The following is a 17,741-nucleotide window of genomic DNA, read 5'->3' as shown; positions in this document are numbered from 1 at the left end:
CCATCGTTCAGACCGACGGGAGCGGGGCGTTATCTTCAACGCGAAAACGGTTGATTCTGCGGCGATCTTCGCTGGGGCTGAGCCCGAAGGCCGCCCGATAATGCGTCACCAGAGGCGCGACCGAACCGTACCCGACGGCTGAGGCGATCTGGGGGATCGGGTCTTTCGTATAAACCACCATCTGCCGCGCAGCCTTCATACGCATGGCGCGGTAATAGTGGCTGGGACTTTGACTGGTTGCCTGTTTGAAAGCCCGTTCGATCTGTCGGGGCGTCACCCCCATCTGCTGCGCCACCTCTGCCACGGAAATCGGCTCGCTCATATGCGCAGCGAACAACGCAACACTGCGGGAAACCAGAGGCGGCAGGTTATCGCCCGTGTCGGGCGCAGTTGCTCTGGGCACCTGCTGTTGCACACCGGCGCCGCGCATCATCGGGTGCTGGAACCAACAGGCGACTTCATGTGCGACGTCCCCACCCAACCTGTCCTGAATAAGATGCAATGCCAGATCAAACCCTGCCGCCGCGCCCGAAACGGTTGTTCGACTGGCATCTCTGACGATCACTTCACTGCGGGCATCCATGTCAGGGAATTCCGCTTCGAACGCGGCCTCATAACACCAATGAACCGACACCGGATGACCCTGCATGACACCCGACCGAACCAACGGAAAAACACCTGCGCTGATCCCACCCAGAACCGTCCCGTGGCGGCCTAGACTGCGCAGGGCACCGTTGCCAAAACTCGGGTTGTCGAAGACCGAAGTCGGACTGCTGAGAAGGAAAATAATGTCAATGTCCTTGCAGGCTGCCAGAGATCGCTCGGCTTCGAATCCGACACCTGCGCTGGATTGGACCTTTTGGCCATTCTCGGAAATCAGCGACCAGAGGAACGCTTCTTGCCCCGCGATTTCATTGGCCGCCCGCAGCGGCTCGATCACCGAGGTCAGGCAAGCCATGGGAAAGCCATCAAACAGCAAAAAGCCGATCTCGATTCTGTTTTCAGTCCGCATGGACCTGTCCTAGCAGGAAATCCACCGCTGCCCTAAGCGAAGTTTCAAGCCCAGCGGATCAACCCGATGATGGCTGATGTTGCGTAAAACCCCTGTAGCAACAGAAATGTCCAGCGACGGTCGATCACAGCCCAGGCTGCAAACAGACCCGACGACAATAGCAGAAGCGTAAAACCCATCAGCTCCGCCCCGATATTCGAGGCGATCAGCAAGGCATAGGCCATCGCCAACACGGACCCGGTGATTTCAAACACCGTAGTCAGACTGCGACGCGAGGTTTCGAGTTTTTCCATGCTTCACCCCTGTCCTGTCATGCGGTTTATCGGAGCGGGCTCAGTGATAAAAAATGTCATTTTGGGCCTTTGATGTTTTGTCTTTTCCTGTGACTAGACCAAGGCTATCATGTGACTCAAATGAATGATTGTCATTCTGTGATCTTATTTTGTCATATGGCAGCACATGAACGAACGCCTAGAAATTGACGCCCTACGCGCCTTGCTGGCCATTGCTGCACATGGTGGCGTGACCCGCGCGGCGGAACATCTGGCATTGTCTCAATCTGCGGTCAGCCACAAAATTCGTCGGCTAGAGCAGGCGTTGGATTGTAACTTGCTGGCCCGCCGCGCCGGTGGCCCCTTGTTTACCGAAGCCGGTCAACGGCTGTGCGACTATGCACGCCGGATCACTGATTTGCATGACGAAGCGTTATCATCTTTGGGCAAGAAACCTCTGACCGGAACCATCCGCCTGGGCATGACCGAGGACACCGCCACAAGCGACATCGCCAGAATTGTGGGTCGTTTCACGCGGTTGTACCCTGACATTCGTGTCCGCACCCGCACCAGTCAAAGCCTAAACGTGCAGTCCTGGTTGAAAGCCGGAGAGCTGGATGTGGCGGTGATGCAGATCTTTCGTAAGGACATTCTGCCTGACGATTTGATCCTGTTTGAAGACACGCTGCACTGGGTCAAGTCGCCGGAATTTCACCCGGATTTATCCTCGCCTGTGCCTTTTCTATCCTTCGATAGCCAGTGTTTTTATAAACAATGGGGCATGGGACAAAAGCTGCACCAGTTCGATAACGTTCTGGAGTGCCCGAGTGCGGCGGGCATCCAATCGGCGGTGCGGTCGGGTTTGGGTGTCGCATTGTTGAACGGAATGCACATCACTTCGGACATGGAAATCATCGACAAGCTTTTCCCTGTTCCGCCCCGTATCGCCTTTGTCGCGCGCACGCATCTAAAGCGCCGAAACCCGGCTGCAATAGCTCTCATTCAGGAAATCCGTAAAGAGGTTGAGACCACGATGCCTGTGACCGACGCAGGCTGAGTTAACTCGTCCCGAGATTGAACGCTTTGGACATACGTTCCCGGCGACGTTCAATCGACTTGTGAAACGCCAACTTGCTGAACAAAACAAGCGGGAACATCACCCGTTCACCTAGCCCGTCGATGATGACCAGCTTTCCGCCGCGTTCCTGCGCGCGGACGATGTTTTCAAACCCCATGTCACCGACAATGATCTGCCCTTTTTTGAGATCGTCCATCAGTTCCATGAACTCATCATGCAGCCGTTGGCGCGCCTCCCTGTCCGACGCAACCGCACGCTTTTCGGATTGCAGGGTCGGCGCAAGCCCACCATCTGAACCAGTCAGTTTTTCAACAACCAATGCCGGGCCTTGCGACGTCGGCGCATACCCCATGAACCGCGCGAGGCGTTCGATTTCCGGGCAGCCGCGATTCAACGCGGCCAGATATTCGTTCGCTTCTCGATTCCACTGCCGCAGATTGCCATAGCGCCAGGCCGCATATCGCGGAATCGCATGATGTCGAATAGGTTCATCCACCCGAACTTTCAACAACGCGCATTCAATTTCAGGGTGTTGGAAAATCTTGTAGTTGCGGCTTTCGCGTAGCGGGGTGTGGCCGCTTAGGTCAATCATGTCTGTCAGGTCCCAATCATGAGAAACGTGCGCCGCAGGGGCACTTAGTGCTAAAATCAGTGCCCTTCATAGGGCGTTCTGATTTCCGTGACAATTCACCTTTGTTTCAGCCTGAACTGGCGATGACGCTTCCTGAACCTGTTTGATCAACCAGTTCCGAACCGCCTCGGCGACCTTTGCCTGTCTGGGCGTGCGTTGGGTGACGACGTGGTACCCTTCTTGCACCGGGGTTGCAAAAGAAACGGGTTGGCACAAGCGCCCGGCCTCAAGGTCCCCAGCGACAAATTCCCGGTTGGCCAGCGCGATGCCCTGCCCGGCGATTGCTGCATCGATGGCCAGCGAAGTCTGGCTGAACGCCATAGTCTTTAGCCCGGATACAGGCACCTCTCCCAAAGCGGCCTCCAGAAACAGGGGCCACTGGCCATGGGTGTCTTCGAGCAGAACATGGTTGATCAGGTCTGCAGGCGACTGAACGGGGCTATGCCCTGACGCGAGATCAGGATGGCAGACAGCGATCAACTCTGCAGAAAACAAAGGCACGGAGACCAATCCCGGACCAAACGGTGGCTTACCCTGCCGGATCGCGATATCGACCCCGTCCGTCTGGAAATTCGCCAACGTGTTCGACGCATCCAGACGTAGCCGGATATCGGGATGATCCTGTGCGAAATACCCCAATCTCGGCACCAGCCACCGTGTAGCAAAAGAAGGGGTTGAACTGATCGTGGCGACAACGTCTTGCGGTGACAAGTTTGCGGTTGCCTCGGCCATCAAGTCAAAAGCGCGACGGAGCGGTGCAAGATAGGCCCGGCCCTCATCAGTCAGGGACAGCCCTCTGGCCTGCCTGTGGAACAGTTTGATTTGCAATACTTCCTCAAGCGCCCGCACCTGTTGGGCCACAGCGCCTTGCGTGACGCCCAACTCATCAGCAGCCCGGCTGAAGTTCAGATGGCGCCCGGACGCTTCAAAAGCCTTTAACGCGTTCAAGGGGGGTAAACTACGCATGGTTAGGGATTCAACACGATAGATTTTCTACAAGGTTAAGGCAGAATTACTGATTGGTCAAACGCCACCGCTGACGCCATTTTTCATCCTAAGTAGACACAATGAGGTGCAACATGACGGACAACAAAGTCGCAATCATCATGGGCGGCGGCAGCGGCATGGGCGCGGAAAGCGCCCGTCGTTTGGCAGATGATGGGTTCAACGTCGCCATCCTGTCATCATCGGGTAAAGGCGAAGCTTTGGCGACTGAATTGGGCGGCATCGGCTTGACCGGCACCAACAGATCCAGCGCAGACATGCAAAGGTTGGTGGACATGACCATGGACCGCTGGGGTCGCGTTGATGTGTTGGTGAATTCAGCTGGACACGGCCCCCGCGCCCCGGTTCTTGAGATCAGTGATGACGACTGGCACGAAGGGCTTGAGGTCTATTTCCTCAACGCGGTAAGGGCCGCGCGGATCATCACCCCGATCATGATCGACCAAAAGTCCGGAGCAATCATCAACATCTCGACCTTCGCGGCGTTCGAACCCGACCCGGTGTTTCCAACGTCTGGTGTGATGCGGGCGGGTCTGGCAGCCTACACCAAATTGTTCGCGGACAAACATGCGACTGACAATGTGCGCATGAACAACGTGCTGCCGGGCTTCATTGACAGCCTGCCGGAAAACCCGGACTGGAAGGCCCGCATCCCGATGGAACGATATGGCAAGGCCTATGACGAAATCGCAGCAACCGTAGCTTTTCTCGCGTCGGACGGTGGAGCATATATCACCGGCCAGAACATCCGAGTAGACGGTGGGCTGACACGGTCGGTGTAACACCGGCGACCGCCCTGCCCCGGCTCATAACGCTGTACGGTCATTTGCTGTTATCCGACGGGCTCTGGGACTGGGCCTTTTGACCGGCCCAAAGCCCGATATCGTCGCCGTCGATAATGATCGCCAGATCCCAGAATTTTCGGATCTCTTCTTCAGCGAACTGCGCAGCCATCGGTTCATCCGGTACGCGCTCAACGCGGAAGCCGAACTGCTCAAATCCGCTGTAATCTATGCGGCTTAGAATGACCGGATACACCTCGCGCTCCAACGCAGCTGCAGCAAGAAATCTCGCTACATTGTACACTGATTTCATGGGGCTCACGATCCGAACACCGATATGCGTTGGCCCGCCCTCATCCCGCTCCCAAAGCGCAACGGAAGGGATCAGGCCCATTTCAGGAAATACAACATTCCCGTGCGGCTTGGGTTCTTGATCGCCAGATATCAGATCATCCAATTGAACAGGTCGTTTAGGCGTTGTTCTGCTTAGGATATCGTACCATGAAATATCTGTCATTTTCTGCACTTGGCCTCTGCAATGATTTCGGCCGCTTTCGCCGCCCCCGGTTCTGGCAATTCAATTTTATTCAACGCGGTCCGATAGACCTCCAGATCACCTTGATCCAAGCAGTCTGAAACCGTTCGCTCGAGTTTCATGAACTCTTTTTCGGTGATGATCGCGCACAGGTCGCGGTCAGCCAACGCCTGGGCGCGTCGTTCCTGATTGTCCAGATACGGTGCTGATTGGGGGATCAGGATTGCCGGAATCTTGTTGTACAGGATCTCGAGAACAGAATTGTATCCCGCCGCCGAAATGACCAAATCCGCGGCCAGGCAAAGGGTTGTGGCCTCAAAGGTCTGAACAACGTGAGTATTTGACCAACCGAAGGTGGCCGGCTGAACCTTGCTGCCCGGCCAGGTTACGACAAGATGCAAACAGTCTGACCGGTCCTCAAGCATCCCGGAAATTGCCTGAAGTTGCGCCGACCGGTCCGACGCCACGCCGCCGCCTAACATGCTGACAACCAGATGATCAAACTCACGCCCGAACCGTTCAGCCAGCCGACCCCTAAGTCCTTGGCGTTCATCACCCGACTGGACCACACGGCGAAAGATCGGGCCAACGTTGCGAACGTGATCGCCGTAACTGTAGGTGTCGTTTAGCTCTTCAAAGGCTTCGGATGGCACTATGACCTTGTCGAATACGGCCTCACGCTGAAGCATTCTTGGCCTGGACCGCCCATCAGGCCACAACCCACGCCGTATCCAAACCGCCGACAAGTTGCGCTCAAGGATCGTTCGATAGACGGAATCAAAGACATAGCCGCCGTCAAACACCAACCTGTCATTTTCCTGCAGCGCTGCGCCAAGTCGGCGGTAAGTCAGGATATCGTTGCCATTAAAGTTGGCTGAAACTTCAGTCCGCTGAACCAGAGGGATACTGTCCAAGCCTTCGCGGCGCACAAGTGGAACGCAGCTGGGAAAGGCCGCAAAAATCGGGGCCATATCATCCGGCAATTCTTTGGCAATGATAGCGCATCGCTGAGCGTGCCCCAATCCAACCCCGTTGGTTGGAAAAAACACTGTTCGCTGTGCCGTTCGAATAGGTTCCCGTTTTTGGGGCTTTAGGTCTGCTGCCTTTTCCAAACGGGAAATGTCCACCGAATGCAGCCACTGGGATTTTGTCGCCTGTTCAGCCACCCCGGCAAGGTTTTCAAGTATCTTCCCTGTGAGGTACCCGTCCAGGGCAAGCGGCGTTTTGGGCCCGATCAAAGCCGGGGCGCCAGAGGACACAATGGCCTCATCATCCGTGCAATCTATCGCGACCCCACCAGTGGCGATCAGTTCGACTGCAAGCGCGGCCATGCGAACCCCGGCGACACCATGACCAAACATCACCAGGACATCTGTCGTTTTTGCCAGAATACGGGCGGAAAGATCGGTATACAAAATAGTCGGCAGATCATGAAAGGGCGACTCATTGATCACCTTGTTCTGCGCCCCGTTGACGATAAGTTGCAGAGTATAGTCACTGCGATTGCTCATCCGGGCCAAGCAAGAGAGCGTCTCGGGCGCGTCAAGTTCCATGGACCCCAAGACCACGGCAACATTTGGCTTTTCGACCGCCGAACGAGCCGTTGGCCGAATGTCTGCGACCAAGGGACAGGCCGCCGAAGGTAACATCGAGCGCGGCTGGAAGTCCGTAAGGTCCAACACCGTGGCTTCACGCCCAAGGGCATATGCCAGACGCGCCTTTGCACCGATATAACTTTGCTGCGTTTCGAAACGGCCCGTGGCAACCACTGGAACATCCGCCGGCAGTTGCCTTTGCCGCAGGGACGCAAGAAGAAAATCATCAATCTCCTCGGCACCAAGCACAAATACCCTTTCGACCTCATGCTCGCCCGGATCGACCAAAAACTTGGCAGCATCGTAAACCCGGCCGCGACCTGCGTCTTTCGGCAAGTATTCGGCATCGATACACACGTTAAAACCGCGTGCGGTCAGCTGATCGGCAAAGATCAATTGCGCATCAAAGGTCCGCAGCGAGCGCGTGCCAGCCTCGATGAAAATCATTTCATAACCCCGCTGTCTGCAGTCAGGACATTTGACAACATTGCCCTGAAACTCTCTGCCGAATAACGCTCCAGCACCTTTCGCGACCGTGAGACCTGTTCATGATATCGCTGCGGGTCAGCGACCAGATCAGATATGACCCGGTCCACGTCGCCCGGATGACACGTAAGGACACCATCGCCGAAATTTGCCCCGGTTTCCGGATTGGTAAGAACCACTTTGCCAGCGGCCAGCGCTTCGGTCACGACGCGACCAAAGCTTTCTTGCCAGGTCGGCGCTGTAAAATAGACGTAGAAATCGATCATTCCAAAAAACTCGTCCACACTAATGGCGTCAAAAGGCAGCAAGGTCCAATGGGCCCGAAGAACACCCGCGTTCAGCATGGCATCAGCACCCAGAATGACATTGCTTTGAGAATGTTCGGGAAAGCACATGTCGAGGTCGGAAAGCGATGGGAACTTTTCAAACCCCGGTCGTGAATGCCTGCCCCGACGGTCCTGTGGCTTTTCGCACGGAGGACTTACATCCGTATGGCAGATGTTGAACCAGTCGGTGTCCCGAACCCTCCACTGCCTTGCCAAGCGCGAGCTGTCCAACCAATCGTTCACGGTCTTGCGATTATGGGGAGAAATCGGTGCCAGGGTTCGCCTCAGCACAAAAGATGACGCCTCAATCTGGTTCAGGCAGCCGGAAACGTCGAACCCTTCCTCGCCGCCCGGACGCAAGAAATTTTCATGCGTCACCACGATCAGATCACGGGCAAAAATTCTGGTGTTCAGTGCCTCGTTGAACTTTAGAAACGATGGATTATGCAGGATTACGTAATCCGCACTAATACGCGGTGCATCCCAAATCAGCGGGATATGCAATTCGTCCAACACCTGCCGCAGTGCCGGCGCAACAGATTGATTTTCACCAAAAGTTCGCGAAGTTATCGCGTGCACCTCTAGCGCTCCAAAGTCCACAGCCACCCGCAGTTCGGCCGCAACCGCTACTGACGTTCCACCGGAAAACCGCGGTTCAATGATGTAGGCGATCTTTGGACGCACTGAGCAATTGATGGCCTCAAGCGCCGACATAAGCTTTAATGCGCCAGCTCGTTGTCGGTCGCAGCAGCCGCGGTACCGGCTGTCGGACCGGCGGTATAGCCAAAGTTCAAAGTGCCCGTGGACGCGGCCTCGTAAAAGCTGCGCAATTCGACCGACAGTTCATCGGTTCCGGTCAGCAATCCGGGATTTCTTTCCAGATACGAGCGTAGCGCCTGGGTGTCATTGGCCGACAAGAGTTGATCGATGGCAAGGAGATGCTCAAGCGTGATCTCAGCGCGCGCATCCTGCGCCGTCGTCAGAAATAGTAGCGCGGTTACTATGCCAATAAGTCTGCTTTCAGTCATTTTACAAAAACCCGTCGATACTTTTTAACTTTACACAATTCAACTTAGTCCTTCGCACTTACCCTATAATAGCGCCATTAGTTTGTCGTTGTCCTGAGTTTTTTCAGAACCTGACTTTTAAGGCGGTTAACCGGGCTACTTTGGGTTGTGGACCGGCGGTTTTTCTTGGCCACCCGTTTGACCGGAGCTTGGCCAAGACCTTCGCCGGCCAAATACAATTCGATCACCCCGGTGGGTGTTTTGGATTTCGATCCCGTGAAATCGCGCAACAAGGCGCCTGCGTCCTTAGCAAGGGCGGCAGCTTTGGCCGCATCCTGTCTGTGATAAAACCGCACATTGGATTGGGATACTTTGTAACCAACGCGCGCCGTTCCGCTAAGTTCATGCCCCGTCGTTGTTAATTCAGCAACAAATGAGTCCACAGCATCATTGGGAATCTTGTTTGGCGCGTAGAGCCTGAATGACGCGCCGCCACCACTTGCACTCGGATTCGATGGCTTGGCGTCTTCGCTCGGTAGGGCCGCAATATCCTCGGCAGGCAATGCCGCGGGTGTGGCCGAATCCAGCGGGTTTGGTGTCTGTTTCAAAGTAAGCGCCTGTGGGATTGGAGGGCTAAGCGCTACGTCTTCCAGCTGGATAGAAGGATCAGATGAAACGACTTTCAAAGGACGCTCAGCAAGAATACCCGCCAAAGGACGATCTGGCTGAGGTTCCAGGATCCGAATTGACAGCAACTGGTGATCTTCTGCGGCCTCCAAAGCCACCGGAGATTGCAACGACACAAGCTGTGAAGACACGCTGGGCGCGCGCTGCGGGGGAATGATCTGGTCGATCGAAATCGTCAAAGGATCAATTTCTGTGGAAATCTCATCCACCAAGGCAATCCGCGTGGCGAAAAGCTCTGGTTCAAGTTCATAAGGCAGAAAACTCGGGTTTGCCTCTTGTTTTGGTAGGTCACCAGCCCCGCCCACCGGCAACAGCGGTGGTTCAAGCGCTGCAACAAATGACAAAACGCTAGGTGGCACGCTTGAGGCGCTGGGCTCAACAACCTCGGTGCTAGAAGAAACAGTAGTCGTACGCCGCGAGGGCGGGATCGGGTCAATCGAAATCGCCACTGGATCAAAGCCTGCCGAAATTTCGTCCAGCAAAGCGATCGACGTAGTAAAAAACTCTGGTTCGAACTCATAAGGCAGGAAACTGGGATTAGCCTCTCGTCTCGGCAAATAACCAGCGCCGCCTACCGGTAGTAACGGTGGTTCAAGCGTTGGAACATACGACAGAACGCTAGGGGCCAGACTTGGAGTGCCGGGCTCAACGATCTCGGCCGTTTCCGCCAACTCGGACTGAAGGGGCGCTGATGAGGCAAGACTGCTCAAATCCTGCGTCTCTTCCAATTCTGCGCCGGATGACGACGGCAATGATGACGCGTCGAACAATTCGGCGGAAATGACAGTTTCGCCCCCTGCTCCACTCGGCACATCAGGTTGCGATGGTCCGGTTTGGCCAAAATCGTCTGCCGCTGTACCATCAGTAGACCCAATAGCCGCGCTTTCAATCGGGTTCGATACACCCAATCCGAACAAAGTCAGAAATATCGAAGACGAAGCAACCACACCGATGGTGCATCCAAGGGCTACCAAGCTCCACCTGATCCTGCGCCGCGTCCGTTGGTGATCTTTCAGCTGTTGCAGGAGCTTTTTGGACAAGCGATGATCAACTTCCTCGGAAGACAGTATTAAACTTAACTCTGCCCTCGTCAGCGCGCTTAAGGACGCGTCTTCGCTGGCCAGAGCGTCCTCAGACGGGCCCGGCCTCCCTGCGCCCTTTTCTTCCAGAACGCTCTTGGCTGTTGCTTGGTCTGGTTTGGCAGCTGCACGATCAGTCTGTTCACGATTGGTCGGCTTGTCTTCCTGTCTCGGTGTCCGTGTAGAGGTTGCTTTGTCTCCACCTTGCAGATCTCCCTGACGGGCCTCAGAACTACTGGGGTCTGCTTTTTTCGACTCGGCTGCACGACGGGCAAGCACTTCATTTCTTTTGTGTCTTGCTTCCTCGACCTGAGCGGACCATGGCTTTTGCTTGCTTTGGGCACGCTCATTTGTGGTTGATTGGTTGGTCCTACGGCGAACCGGTTTGGGTTGTTGACCCTCTTTGTTTTGCTGCGCAGGGGCCGAAAGGTTTTTCTCTCGTTCTACCCGCGCTTTTTCAAGCACCTTCTGCCACTCGGGGGATTGCACAAAATCATAAATATCCGCCGTTTGATTGGCAGTTTTCTTGGCAACTTTAGGTCGAGTTCTTGGGCCGTTAGCCTTTGTCATAAATTCCCCCGACTGGCCGCCGAAACAGGCCCTAATTTATTGTAAATTCGACAAACCGATTACGCCTTAGCGCCGTAAATTCTAAAAGATTATGTTTAAACTATAAAAAGATGGCCACTCGAAAACAAGTCGACCGAACCCGCAATCGCCCTGTCACATAGGCAATTGGCCTTGTGAAATGGGTTCTCAGGTATCCGAAACCGTCCACCAAAGCGCCATTGATGCCTAGTGTTCCAAAAAATTTTGTTCCAATTCCAATTTCAAGATAGGCTGTGGAAAAATGGTGGGGGCCACAGGACCACTCTGGTCGCACTGTCGGAGGAACTTAGCTAAACGTTTGGATTTTAATGGAAGATATCCAGAACCATCCGGACCTATTTACTCTGATTGACCACCCCGATCCTGCGTGTGGCAACATGGTCGTGGTGGACTGGACGCTCGGGAATTCGTGCAGCTATGCGTGCAGTTATTGCCCAAAGGCTTTGCACGACGGTTCGCTTGAGTGGCAGAAAACCGGTGACGTTCTGAATCTGTACCGTCAATTAAATCGACACTATGTGGACGAATTAGGCAAGATTGTCTGGCTGCAGTTTACAGGCGGCGAACCCACAATGCATCCTCGCATCATTGATCTGCTAGGTCATGCGTCCGATATAGGGTTCAAGGTCAGCCTGATCAGCAATGCGTCGCGCACACTTCGGTTTTGGGAGATGATCAACAGCCGCCTGAACAGCGTTATCCTGACCTATCATGCCGAATTTGCAGAGCTGAGCCATTTTATCCAAGTGGCGGGTACGATGACTGACCGTATAACCGTTCATATCAACGTGACGATGCATCCAGATCGTTTTGATCAGACGCTTGAAGATGCGCGAGAATTACGCGCGGCGCTGCCCACCGCTTCGATTTCCTTGAAACCGTTGCGGAAAGATTTCGGAGTGCAGCTGTACGACTACACCGACGACCAGTTGCAGGTTCTCGCGATGGGTTTGCCCTCGGACAGGGCCCCGGTTGGTGAAGAACCTCGATCAGTGATGCGCGCAACCACGCGGTCAGGCCACACTGAGATACTCCGCCCCAATGACTTCCTTCTTAGGGATATGAACCGCTGGCGTGGATATAAATGCAACGTAGGGCTTGAATCTCTTCGGGTCCGGGGGAATGGCGAAATCTTCCGGGGAGTCTGCGGCGTTGGGGGCAAAATAGGGACTCTTGGCGACGCGCTTGACCTGCCTCGCGATCAAATTCGATGCACAAAAGACGCATGCTCTTGTCTGGCCGACATCCTGATCCGTAAGGAGATGTAACTTCCGCGCATATAATAGGCCAAAGCTCAAATGCGGAAATCAGGTAAGGATGGCGGAGAGACAGGGATTCGAACCCTGGAGACGGTTTCCCGCCTACACACTTTCCAGGCGTGCGCCTTCGACCACTCGGCCACCTCTCCGTGCGCGCGATATTTGGACCATCGCCGGGGGATTTGCAAGGGGCGATTAAAGCGAAAATTCAACCTTCCGCAGTTCCGCCACAGACCCCGTTACAGCTCGTCCCCATCACCGTCTGCAAGATCGGCCTCGGTCATGTCCGCAGGCTTGGAAGACAGGGGTTCGGTAGGTGTTTTTTCCGTTGCAGGTTCGGTTTCTTGCGCAGGCCCCTGCCCTCGCAGCGTCTCAGGATTGCGCAGCCAGACATCGCGCTGCGCGAAGGGGATTTCAATACCTTCTTCGACAAACCGGCGGTTGATTTCGTGGTTCATATCCGATTTCACCGAAAGCACCCAGTTCACGTCGCGCAAGATGGCGCGAATTTCAAAATCCAGCGAATCCGCACCAAAGCCCTGAAACACCACGCTGGGCGCTGGATGCGCCAGAACCATCGGATGGGAATTGGCAATCTCACCTAAAATCTTCTCGACCACGCGGGTATCCGTGCCGTAGGCCACGCCCACCGGCACGATAACGCGCCCGATCGTGTTGCCCCGCGTGTAGTTCGTCACCACCCCGCTGATCAGGTCCGAGTTGGGAACGATCACATCGGTACGATCAAAAGTCTCAATCCGCGTAGACCGCACCGAGATATCGCGCACATAACCCATCATCCCATTCACATCGATCCAGTCCCCCTTGGAGATTGGACGCTCGACCAGCAGGATGATCCCCGACACAAAATTCGACACGATGGTCTGTAGTCCAAAGCCGATCCCAACCGACAGCGCGCCGGCGACAATGGCCAGCGAAGACAGATCAAACCCCGCCAACATGATGGCCACCAGCGCGGCCAGGAATATCCCCACATAGCCGGTGCCCGCGGCAATCGCGTTCTGACCGCCCGGATCAATACTGGTCTTGGGCAGCAGCGAATTGCGCAGCCCGCTTTGCAACAGCCGGGTCAAGCCATAGCCGATGACAAACACGATTAGGAAGGTAAAGAAGTTGCGGGGCGAAATCGTAACGCCGCCAATGTCAAAACCAAGCAGCAAACGCGACCAGACTTCAAGCAAGTCAGTCTGTCGTGCGCCCCAATACAGCGCCAGAACCGGCAAGGTCAGAATGGCGATTATAAACCCGGCCAACACCGAAAACAGTGAGTCCCGCGCCGACTCACCTTGCCCGCTGAGCCAGCCGTAAACCGAGGTGATAAAGCGATGAAAGATCGTCAAAGCCGCAAACAGAACCAGCGTTTTCACCGCCGGGAAAACGATCCCCTCGGCTGCGTTGGTATATCCAATAGCCGCCAAAATCGGGCTCGCGATCCCCAGCAAAAAAATCGCCTTGCGCAGAAAGTCCATCAGCTGGGTCAGCCCGGCACTTCGCGGCGTTTCACCAGATTGCCCGTCTTCGGCTTCCGGTTTTGAGGTCTGAATCCGGCGGATACGCAGAAGAACCAGCGCTGTTCCCACTACCACAGGAAAGCTGATAACGGCCCGGGTCGCGTCCGAAATGTTTTCGATCTGATCAAACAGCAGCCCGAATTCGTACACGATCAGGAAGATCGCCAGAATATCCAAGTATACCCGCAACTGCGTGACACTCTTGCGGGATAGCCGGTTAAAGTTCTGTGCCGCCTGCGAGATGTGAACCTGACGTCCGATCCAGTCGTAATAAAATATAATCGCGGCCCAATAAGGAACATTCTGGATTAATAGCGTTCCGCGCAATCCCGGCAGGCCAGTCATGATGATCGCCTGAACCAGCAACCAGACACCCAGCCATGGCAGCAGAATCCGCAGCAGTGAAACCAGAAACGACCACACGCCGCTGCCCCGACCGCCCAACTGCCGTAGATATTCACCTGCAGCCTCGGACCAGTAACGTCCGTAGTACAGTAAAATCCCTGCAGCGACGGTCAGGAAGAAAATGCCCAGCCCGCGCTCTTTCAGGTGTTTTTGAACGATGTTGGTTTTCAGGTTCAGCGCAGATTCATTGATCAGGCCTCGCACGGCCTCGACAATATCGACCCAGGCTGGGCCCCAATAGACAGGGTTAAGCGGCGATACACCGCGTTCTAAAAGCTCTTTTGTCTGCCGCTCGCGCAACAGGCTGTCTATCTCGCTGATCAGGCCGTTGGCGCGGCTGAACGCTTCTTCCGAGATGATTTGCGGCACCTGCAGGCTGGTCAGTTGGTTTTCCAGATGCTCGCGAAGCTTGGCAATCTCTTCGGGTTCGGTCGCATCCCCTTCGGGGGCTGGCCCCAACGCCTTGATCTGCGCGTCCAGCGTCTGGATACGGTCGGTATTGGCGCCACGTGCCTTGTTGAAATCCTCACGATAGTTGTGGATTTCAGCCCGCAGGTTTTCCAATGCCGCGTTTGACGTGCGATCGGATTCGATATCCTTCTCGGCGCGATCCGCCGTCTCAAGCCAGTTCTGGTAATATTCGCTTTGCCGATCAGTCAACTGGGCGGCAACGGGGCCGCCCAGCATGGCAAAACAAACCAGAAGAAACGCAAGAAACAGGCGAACCTGCCGCAGCATCATACGTCCTCGAATACGCCAGGAATGCTGCGTGGGGCTTCGGTCATCCAATCTGGCACCGGCAGTTCCTTTTCACGCAGGAATTCGGGATTGAACAGTTTGGACTGATAGCGCGTGCCAAAGTCGCACAGGATCGTCACAATGGTGTGGCCCGGCCCCAGATCCTTGGCCAGACGCACCGCGCCCGCCATGTTGATCGCGGTCGACCCGCCCATAACCAGACCCTCCTCGCGCAGCAGATCAAAGATGTATGGCAGCGCCTCGTTATCGGTCATCTGGTACGAGAAGTCTGGCTTGAACCCTTCAAGGTTCTTGGTAATGCGCACTTGACCGATACCTTCGGCGATCGAGCTGCCCTCCATAGCGATCTCACCAGTGGTGTAGTACGAATACAGTCCTGCCCCCATCGGATCGACCAGAGCGATCTTGACGCCCTTGGGCTGCAACGCGTCGGCCACGCCGGCCAGCGTACCACCCGAGCCTACTGCACTGACAAAGCCATCGACTTTGCCGCCCGTCTGCTCCCAAATTTCGGGGCCGGTGGTTTCCACATGGGCCTGACGGTTGGCAACATTGTCGAACTGGTTGGCCCAGATGGCGCCATTGGGTTCAGTCTGCGCCAGTTCCTCGGCCAGACGGCGCGAATAATGCACAAAGTTGTTGGGGTTGCGGTAAGGGGCGGCCGGAACCTGAACCAGTTGCGCGCCCGCCAGACGCAGCATGTCTTTCTTTTCCTCGGATTGGGTTTCCGGAATCACGATCACCGTTTTGAACCCCATCGACGCGCCCACCAATGCAAGGCCAATACCGGTGTTACCGGCCGTGCCTTCGACAATGGTTCCGCCGGGCTTCAGCTCACCGCGCGCAATTGCGTCCTTGATGATGTAGAGCGCTGCGCGATCCTTGACCGATTGCCCCGGGTTCATGAACTCGGCCTTCCCGAGAATCTCGCAACCGGTCTCTTCACTGATGCGCTTCAACCGGATCAGCGGTGTTTTCCCGACTGCGTCGGCAAGGTCTCGTGCAATGCGCATGGCGCCCTCATTTCATTACGTATCAACGAAGATTTACAGATGCCGTGCGACAACCACAAGCGGCGATAGTTAACCGCGCAAACGATCGCGATGCCGGGCCAGCCAATTTGCCATCATCAACAGGGGCAAATCCTTGAATTCGTTGTTGTCGACCTTTTTAAGGAACGCGTCATATGGCAGGATTTGTGTGCGAATATCCTCACCTTCCGTAGCAACGCCACCATTGTCGATGGTCCGGGTCAAATCAGCCAACCCAACATAAAGGTAGACATACTCGGTCGATGACCCGCTCGAGGAGTAGGCACCGCCTGCATATTCCAAGGCGTTCAGCGACACCTGCGCCTCTTCCTGCACTTCGCGGTGGGCGGCCTGATCCGGCGTTTCACCGGGGTCGATCATGCCTGCTACCGGCTCCCACATCCACGGTTCGGGATCGTCTATCAGAAAAACCGGCGCGCGGAATTGTTCAACCAAAAGAACAGTGTCGCGCACCGGGTCATAAGGCAGAACAACGACGGCGGCCCCCTGCATCAATCCGCTCCGGTGCAGCACGGGACCCATCGTTCCGTCATGCTGGCGGTGCTGCACATCCAATTCTTCCACACCGAAATAATTGACATAGGCCCGCCGATGGCTTTGCACGATCACATCTTTTGCGACGTCACGCGGATCGCCCGTCTGGCGTTTTCGCGCAGCCAGCTTAGCCCAAGCCCGGGTGCGGATCGGCGCAAAGTTACGAGCGATCGTGGTTGCGTCGACCTTACCGTAATAGGCCAGCTCTTCTTGTGCAGCCAGCAAGGTCACTTCGGACCATTCATCAACCCAGGCCTGCAACGACCACGGCTTGTCTGGTGTCCACAATTCGGGTTCGGGAAAGAACACACTAGCCTCGGCGCGTGAGCCGTCAGCAACGTCCACACCGTGCGGGCTGAGGTCATAGTCGAACCCACCTTCGTAAAAAGCCAATCGTTTCAGGTCTTCAGCGCTGAAACCCTGAACCAGCAACCCCATGGCCTGACTGCCCTTTTCTGGAACAATCATCGGGAAGGCCTGGCCTGCCACGCCATAAACCGCATGGTCCGGCAAACTGGCCTGAGATATTTTTATTTGTGACAGCGGGTGGCCAAGCACACATTCCAGCAGCGGCAAATGCCTGAGCGTGCCGTAAAAAAACAAATCGGACACTAGAGTAAAGCTCGTCTAAATTCTGGTGAGTTATCGCCAGCGACGGCCGGCTTCTTCGGTTGCAAGCCCTGCGATAAGAGCTCCGATAGCCAAAGTCCACAGAATTTCCGGAACGATGAGCAGTTTGCCGTACTCAACACCAATCTGGAAAATGGCCGTGAGCGCCTCAAACGGGCCGTCATAGCGATGACGCATGGCCAGTCGGAACATCTCGTAGCAGCCCTGAACAAAAAGGGCCCAGAATACCAATGATACAACCCCAGCGATGCCATTATTGACCGCGGCGGTCCAGCCGCGACCAACGCGCTTTCCCATCACCTTCCAACCACAGGCCACCGCAATAATCATGTTGACATAGGTGAACCAGCCATAGTCCTTGCCCTCTTCGCCGTTGCTGATGATCATGCTCGACACGATAAAGGCCACTGCCAATAGGCATAGTGAAGCAACAAGTCGCGGCGCAGTGGGCATTCGGAATTTCCCT

General features: G+C 55.5%; 16 protein-coding genes and 1 tRNA gene. 3 read left to right on the top strand and 14 right to left on the bottom strand.

Features of this window, described 5'->3' with window-relative positions:
* Positions 1–7 precede the first annotated feature (7 nt).
* On the bottom strand, positions 8–1,012 hold the full coding sequence (locus GOX21_RS01580) for a GlxA family transcriptional regulator (protein ID WP_170375027.1): 1,005 nt from the start codon (positions 1,010–1,012) through the stop codon (positions 8–10).
* A 44-nt stretch (positions 1,013–1,056) separates the two neighbouring features.
* A complete protein-coding gene (locus GOX21_RS01575; protein ID WP_170375025.1) occupies positions 1,057–1,305 on the bottom strand; it encodes a hypothetical protein in 249 nt (82 codons plus the stop codon).
* Positions 1,306–1,471: 166 nt separating this feature from the next.
* On the opposite strand from GOX21_RS01575, the gene GOX21_RS01570 reads away from it, so the two are divergent.
* The gene (locus GOX21_RS01570) at positions 1,472–2,341 is read left to right on the top strand and encodes a LysR family transcriptional regulator (protein WP_174818758.1); all 870 of its coding nucleotides are present in this window, start codon (positions 1,472–1,474) and stop codon (positions 2,339–2,341) included.
* 1 nt (position 2,342) lies between these two features.
* Here the strand turns inward: GOX21_RS01570 and GOX21_RS01565 are convergent, their stop codons facing one another.
* Together GOX21_RS01565 and gcvA are read right to left on the bottom strand one after the other, a co-directional pair.
* A complete protein-coding gene (locus GOX21_RS01565; protein WP_170358149.1) occupies positions 2,343–2,954 on the bottom strand; it encodes a YrbL family protein in 612 nt (203 codons plus the stop codon).
* A 66-nt stretch (positions 2,955–3,020) separates the two neighbouring features.
* Positions 3,021–3,959: a transcriptional regulator GcvA gene (gcvA, locus tag GOX21_RS01560; protein ID WP_170375022.1), complete on the bottom strand. Its 939-nt coding sequence runs from the start codon at positions 3,957–3,959 to the stop codon at positions 3,021–3,023.
* 113 nt (positions 3,960–4,072) lie between these two features.
* Between gcvA and GOX21_RS01555 the strand changes: the two genes are divergently transcribed.
* Positions 4,073–4,780, top strand: coding sequence for an SDR family oxidoreductase (locus tag GOX21_RS01555; protein WP_170375020.1), 708 nt, complete (start codon positions 4,073–4,075; stop codon positions 4,778–4,780).
* Positions 4,781–4,820: 40 nt separating this feature from the next.
* Here the strand turns inward: GOX21_RS01555 and GOX21_RS01550 are convergent, their stop codons facing one another.
* The 5 genes from GOX21_RS01550 to GOX21_RS01530 all read right to left on the bottom strand — a co-directional run bounded on the left by GOX21_RS01550 (position 4,821) and on the right by GOX21_RS01530 (position 10,456).
* The gene (locus tag GOX21_RS01550; protein ID WP_170375018.1) at positions 4,821–5,297 is read right to left on the bottom strand and encodes a hypothetical protein; all 477 of its coding nucleotides are present in this window, start codon (positions 5,295–5,297) and stop codon (positions 4,821–4,823) included.
* Positions 5,294–7,357: a glycosyltransferase gene (locus tag GOX21_RS01545; RefSeq protein ID WP_170375016.1), complete on the bottom strand. Its 2,064-nt coding sequence runs from the start codon at positions 7,355–7,357 to the stop codon at positions 5,294–5,296. The genes GOX21_RS01550 and GOX21_RS01545 overlap by 4 nt, the downstream gene beginning before the upstream one ends.
* Entirely contained in the window at positions 7,354–8,436 is a 1,083-nt protein-coding gene (locus tag GOX21_RS01540) for a hypothetical protein (RefSeq protein ID WP_170375014.1), read from the bottom strand. Before GOX21_RS01540 ends, GOX21_RS01545 begins: the two co-directional genes overlap by 4 nt.
* A 5-nt stretch (positions 8,437–8,441) precedes the next feature.
* Positions 8,442–8,750: a hypothetical protein gene (locus GOX21_RS01535; protein ID WP_170348487.1), complete on the bottom strand. Its 309-nt coding sequence runs from the start codon at positions 8,748–8,750 to the stop codon at positions 8,442–8,444.
* 77 nt (positions 8,751–8,827) lie between these two features.
* The gene (locus tag GOX21_RS01530; protein ID WP_170375012.1) at positions 8,828–10,456 is read right to left on the bottom strand and encodes a hypothetical protein; all 1,629 of its coding nucleotides are present in this window, start codon (positions 10,454–10,456) and stop codon (positions 8,828–8,830) included.
* A 956-nt stretch (positions 10,457–11,412) separates the two neighbouring features.
* Between GOX21_RS01530 and GOX21_RS01525 the strand changes: the two genes are divergently transcribed.
* The gene (locus GOX21_RS01525; RefSeq protein ID WP_170375010.1) at positions 11,413–12,372 is read left to right on the top strand and encodes a radical SAM protein; all 960 of its coding nucleotides are present in this window, start codon (positions 11,413–11,415) and stop codon (positions 12,370–12,372) included.
* Positions 12,373–12,422: 50 nt separating this feature from the next.
* Here GOX21_RS01525 and GOX21_RS01520 read toward each other — a convergent pair.
* The 5 genes from GOX21_RS01520 to GOX21_RS01500 all read right to left on the bottom strand — a co-directional run bounded on the left by GOX21_RS01520 (position 12,423) and on the right by GOX21_RS01500 (position 17,728).
* Positions 12,423–12,512: transfer RNA gene (locus GOX21_RS01520), tRNA-Ser, on the bottom strand.
* Positions 12,513–12,602: 90 nt separating this feature from the next.
* On the bottom strand, positions 12,603–15,038 hold the full coding sequence (locus tag GOX21_RS01515; RefSeq protein WP_170375008.1) for a DUF3772 domain-containing protein: 2,436 nt from the start codon (positions 15,036–15,038) through the stop codon (positions 12,603–12,605).
* Positions 15,038–16,072, bottom strand: coding sequence for a cysteine synthase A (locus GOX21_RS01510; RefSeq protein WP_170348483.1), 1,035 nt, complete (start codon positions 16,070–16,072; stop codon positions 15,038–15,040). Before GOX21_RS01510 ends, GOX21_RS01515 begins: the two co-directional genes overlap by 1 nt.
* A gap of 69 nt (positions 16,073–16,141) precedes the next feature.
* On the bottom strand, positions 16,142–17,257 hold the full coding sequence (locus GOX21_RS01505; RefSeq protein WP_170348482.1) for an NUDIX domain-containing protein: 1,116 nt from the start codon (positions 17,255–17,257) through the stop codon (positions 16,142–16,144).
* Between the two features lie 30 nt (positions 17,258–17,287).
* Positions 17,288–17,728 carry a TrgA family protein gene (locus GOX21_RS01500; protein ID WP_170348481.1) on the bottom strand — a complete coding sequence of 147 codons (441 nt, stop codon included), beginning with the start codon at positions 17,726–17,728 and terminating at the stop codon, positions 17,288–17,290.
* Between the last annotated feature and the right edge of the window lie 13 nt (positions 17,729–17,741).

It is taken from the genome of Ruegeria atlantica (genome assembly GCF_013032005.1).
Taxonomy (GTDB): domain Bacteria; phylum Pseudomonadota; class Alphaproteobacteria; order Rhodobacterales; family Rhodobacteraceae; genus Ruegeria; species Ruegeria atlantica_A.
The sequence above is the reverse complement of the archived record's forward strand: the minus strand, read 5'-3'. Positions and strand labels throughout refer to the sequence as shown.

What these genes read in the sequence shown, in the direction of transcription:
- GOX21_RS01580 (WP_170375027.1), bottom strand. Translation starts at nt 1,012, where the DNA reads ATGCGGACTGAAAACAGAATCGAGATCGGCTTTTTGCTGTTTGATGGC.
- GOX21_RS01575 (WP_170375025.1), bottom strand. Translation starts at nt 1,305, where the DNA reads ATGGAAAAACTCGAAACCTCGCGTCGCAGTCTGACTACGGTGTTTGAA.
- GOX21_RS01570 (WP_174818758.1), top strand. Translation starts at nt 1,472, where the DNA reads ATGAACGAACGCCTAGAAATTGACGCCCTACGCGCCTTGCTGGCCATT.
- GOX21_RS01565 (WP_170358149.1), bottom strand. Translation starts at nt 2,954, where the DNA reads ATGATTGACCTAAGCGGCCACACCCCGCTACGCGAAAGCCGCAACTAC.
- gcvA (WP_170375022.1), bottom strand. Translation starts at nt 3,959, where the DNA reads ATGCGTAGTTTACCCCCCTTGAACGCGTTAAAGGCTTTTGAAGCGTCC.
- GOX21_RS01555 (WP_170375020.1), top strand. Translation starts at nt 4,073, where the DNA reads ATGACGGACAACAAAGTCGCAATCATCATGGGCGGCGGCAGCGGCATG.
- GOX21_RS01550 (WP_170375018.1), bottom strand. Translation starts at nt 5,297, where the DNA reads ATGACAGATATTTCATGGTACGATATCCTAAGCAGAACAACGCCTAAA.
- GOX21_RS01545 (WP_170375016.1), bottom strand. Translation starts at nt 7,357, where the DNA reads ATGATTTTCATCGAGGCTGGCACGCGCTCGCTGCGGACCTTTGATGCG.
- GOX21_RS01540 (WP_170375014.1), bottom strand. Translation starts at nt 8,436, where the DNA reads ATGTCGGCGCTTGAGGCCATCAATTGCTCAGTGCGTCCAAAGATCGCC.
- GOX21_RS01535 (WP_170348487.1), bottom strand. Translation starts at nt 8,750, where the DNA reads ATGACTGAAAGCAGACTTATTGGCATAGTAACCGCGCTACTATTTCTG.
- GOX21_RS01525 (WP_170375010.1), top strand. Translation starts at nt 11,413, where the DNA reads ATGGAAGATATCCAGAACCATCCGGACCTATTTACTCTGATTGACCAC.
- GOX21_RS01515 (WP_170375008.1), bottom strand. Translation starts at nt 15,038, where the DNA reads ATGCTGCGGCAGGTTCGCCTGTTTCTTGCGTTTCTTCTGGTTTGTTTT.
- GOX21_RS01510 (WP_170348483.1), bottom strand. Translation starts at nt 16,072, where the DNA reads ATGCGCATTGCACGAGACCTTGCCGACGCAGTCGGGAAAACACCGCTG.
- GOX21_RS01500 (WP_170348481.1), bottom strand. Translation starts at nt 17,728, where the DNA reads ATGCCCACTGCGCCGCGACTTGTTGCTTCACTATGCCTATTGGCAGTG.